Below are 3,262 nucleotides of genomic sequence, written 5' to 3'. Positions count from 1 at the left end.
GAGCAACAGCAAGAGCAACAGCAAGAGCAACAGCAAGAGCAACAGCAAGAGCAACAGCAACAGCAACAGCAACAGCAACGTAAGCGTCCGGCGAACTCACCTTCCGAACGCCAGCTTTAAGGGCGATGGTGTCCGCGTATTTTTAAGCGGACGCGATCGTCCTTATCGCCAGGATTTCCATGCGCCAACGAAGCTCTTATCCGAAACCATTCAAAGCCCAGGTCGTTCAGGAATGCCTGCAACCTGGCGCATCCATTTCCAGAGTCGCCATCAGCCACGGCATCAATGCCAACGTCATCCGCAAATGGCTGCCGCTCTACCGAGATCAGCCCGCAGCGACTTCACTACCGGCATTCGTCCCGCTAAAAGCCGCACCTAAACGGCCAGCCGAAGCGTCAGTGATCATCGAGTTGCCCATGGCCGACCAAGTGATCACAGTGAAATGGCCAACCTCAGATCCCGAGGGCTGCGCGCAATTTATCCGGGCTGTCGCTCAATGATCCGCATTGATGCAATCTGGCTGGCCACCGAGCCGATGGACATGCGCGCCGGTACCGAAACGGCATTGGCCCGGGTGATCGCGGTGTTCGGTGCGGCGAAGCCGCACTGCGCTTATCTGTTCGCCAATCGCCGGGCTAACCGGATGAAAGTGCTGGTACACGATGGCGTGGGTGTCTGGCTTGCCGCGCGACGACTGAATCAAGGCAAGTTTCACTGGCCCGGTATTCGCCATGGCTGTGAGGTCGAACTCGACAGCGAGCAACTCCAGGCGTTGGTGCTGGGCCTGCCGTGGCAGCGGGTCGGCTCAGGCGGCGTGATCAGCATGCTGTAACCGCCGGCCATTTGGCCGGTCTGCTTGTCGTCGTATCAAGCTTGCTCTGGCACAATCGGCGGCATGAGTTTCTCGCCCAACCTCGACCAAATGACCCCGGAACAGCTTCGTGCTTTGGCGGCACAGGCGTTGCAGTTGCAGTCCCAAGTCGAGGCGATGAGCAGAAAGATCCAGAACGATGAAACCATCATCGAGCAGCTCACTTACGAAATCGCCCTGCTCAAACGCCACAAGTTTGCCAAACGCAGCGAGCAAATCAGCCCGGCGCAAGGCAGCTTGTTGGATGACCTGCTCGATACAGACCTTGAAGCTATCGAGGCCGAGCTGAAACAACTCCTCCCAGCCTCATCACAGGCCGAGCCACGGCAATCGCCGAAACGTGCGCCATTGCCGCCGCAGTTTCCGCGCACCGTGATTCGTCACGACCCCGAAAACACCCAGTGCGCCTGTGGCTGCCTACTTCAGCGCATCGGCGAAGATGTCAGCGAAAAGCTGGATTACACGCCCGGCGTGTTCACGGTCGAGCAACATGTGCGTGGCAAATGGGCCTGCCGTCAGTGCGAAATACTGATCCAGGCGCCGGTACCGGCCCAAGTAATCGACAAAGGCATCCCGACCGCAGGCTTGCTGGCCCACGTCATGGTAGCCAAGTTCGCCGATCACTTGCCGCTGTACCGGCAGGAGAAAATCTTTGGCCGCGCCGGGTTGGCAATCGCTCGCTCGACCTTGGCCCAGTGGGTCGGACAAACCGGCGTGCGGCTCCAGCCGCTGGTCGATGCACTGCGTGAAGCAGTGCTGAACCAAGGTGTGATTCATGCCGACGAAACACCGGTGCAAATGCTTGCGCCAGGCGAGAAGAAAACCCACCGGGCCTACGTCTGGGCGTACAGCACCACCCCGTTTTCAGCACTGAAAGCCGTTGTGTATGACTTCAGCCCCAGTCGTGCCGGCGAACATGCGCGTAACTTCATGGGCGACTGGAGCGGCAAGTTGGTCTGCGTCGACTTCGCAGGCTACAAAGCTGGTTTTGAGCAAGGCATCACTGAAATCGGCTGCATGGCCCACGCCCGGCGCAAGTTTTTCGATCTGCATGTCGCGAACAAAAGCCAGCTGGCTGAACAGGCCCTGCACTCGATCAGCGGCTTGTACGAGGTCGAACGCCAGGCGCGGGACATGAGTGATGAAGATCGCTGGCGAACACGTCAGAAGTTGGCGGTACCGATCAGCAAAAAACTGCATGACTGGATGTTGGCCCAGCGCGACATGGTGCCCAACGGATCAGCCACGGCCAAAGCCCTCGATTACAGCCTGAAACGCTGGGTAGCGCTGACGCGCTACCTGGACGATGGAGCTGTACCCATCGACAACAATCAGGTCGAGAACCAGATACGGCCATGGGCACTCGGGCGCTCGAACTGGCTGTTTGCCGGGTCGCTGCGCAGTGGTAAACGGGCGGCTGCAATCATGAGCCTGATCCAATCGGCGCGTATGAATGGGCATGATCCGTATGCCTATCTCAGAGATGTGCTGACCCGGCTGCCGACGCAGCGAGCCAGTGATATCGGGCAATTGCTACCCAATCAATGGATGCCGGCCTGATGAATAATGAATCGCCCCGAAGCAGAAGCTTAGGAGCGATTCACGATTACAGCCCTAGCCGGGCAGACTCAGGTGCAACAAGGGGAAGGGGCGGCCCTCGCCATCTAGCGGAGAACGACCTGTTTGAACAAACCCGTAATGTAAATAGAACCCTACCGCTTCAGGGTTCTGTTCATTCACATCAACACTCATCTGACTGCGCGAACTGCGGGCATGCTCCAGCAGTGCGCGGCCAATCCCTTTCCCTCGCAGATCTGGTTCGATGAAGAGCATCTCTACGTGGTTTTCATTGAGCCCGATGAACCCTAGCGGGCAGTCCTCGGCATCTACCGCAACCCATAATTCAACAGCGGGTAGGTAAATATCGCGGAGCTGAGGAAGCAATGCCTCGATATCGGATTCTTGCAGGAAGTGATGTGTGGCGCGAACGGAGCGCAGCCAAATGTTGAGCAGTTGCGGATGGTCGGCGTTAGTAGCCTGACGAATGATCATAGAATCATCCTTTACACTTGATATCGGAAATGAGGCGCGCTAGTAGATAGCGACCGTATAAGTGTCGGCAACTTGTATGACCGCTTCGCGAGTTAACGCCTGGGCGGTTCACGGCAGAGGTAGCCGGAAAGGAGGGAGGAAGGACGATACTGAGAGGCTTTTGGGGTGTCAATAAAAAATTACGGAAGGGAATGGTGGAAGCATACCTGACAGATGGTGGCCGGGCCGGTAGGGATCTCACGCGGGACGCTAGAACCGGATGATGTCAGGAGCTTACGGTGACTTACCCGGACGCTTACACAGCAACAGCAAGAGCAACAGCAACAGCAACAGCAACAG

General features: G+C 57.6%; 4 protein-coding genes. 3 read left to right on the top strand and 1 reads right to left on the bottom strand.

The genetic code is table 11. The features are described 5' to 3' along the window. The first annotated feature begins 179 nt into the window (after positions 1–179). From EGJ09_RS26355 to EGJ09_RS26345, 3 genes are all read left to right on the top strand, one after another. Complete coding sequence (locus tag EGJ09_RS26355) at positions 180–500, top strand: transposase (protein WP_158621149.1); 321 nt, start codon at positions 180–182, stop codon at positions 498–500. Beyond that, entirely contained in the window at positions 497–832 is a 336-nt protein-coding gene (tnpB, locus tag EGJ09_RS26895) for an IS66 family insertion sequence element accessory protein TnpB (protein WP_003189483.1), read from the top strand. The genes EGJ09_RS26355 and tnpB overlap by 4 nt, the downstream gene beginning before the upstream one ends. 63 nt (positions 833–895) lie before the next feature. Continuing rightward, entirely contained in the window at positions 896–2,431 is a 1,536-nt protein-coding gene (locus EGJ09_RS26345; RefSeq protein WP_125925177.1) for an IS66 family transposase, read from the top strand. A gap of 54 nt (positions 2,432–2,485) precedes the next feature. Here EGJ09_RS26345 and EGJ09_RS26340 read toward each other — a convergent pair whose 3' ends face one another. After that, positions 2,486–2,923 (bottom strand): acetyltransferase, encoded by a 438-nt coding sequence (locus EGJ09_RS26340; protein WP_125925176.1) that lies wholly within the window; start codon positions 2,921–2,923, stop codon positions 2,486–2,488. Between the last annotated feature and the right edge of the window lie 339 nt (positions 2,924–3,262).

This window comes from Pseudomonas sp. p106, assembly GCF_003936645.1.
GTDB classification, from domain to species: domain Bacteria; phylum Pseudomonadota; class Gammaproteobacteria; order Pseudomonadales; family Pseudomonadaceae; genus Aquipseudomonas; species Aquipseudomonas putida_E.
Note: the sequence above shows the minus strand (reverse complement) of the source record. Positions and strands in the feature narration are given on the sequence as shown.

Bases quoted from the DNA above. Each gene is read 5' to 3' on its own strand.
- EGJ09_RS26355 (WP_158621149.1), top strand. From the start codon at position 180: ATGCGCCAACGAAGCTCTTATCCGAAACCATTCAAAGCCCAGGTCGTT.
- EGJ09_RS26340 (WP_125925176.1), bottom strand. From the start codon at position 2,923: ATGATCATTCGTCAGGCTACTAACGCCGACCATCCGCAACTGCTCAAC.
- EGJ09_RS26345 (WP_125925177.1), top strand. From the start codon at position 896: ATGAGTTTCTCGCCCAACCTCGACCAAATGACCCCGGAACAGCTTCGT.
- tnpB (WP_003189483.1), top strand. From the start codon at position 497: ATGATCCGCATTGATGCAATCTGGCTGGCCACCGAGCCGATGGACATG.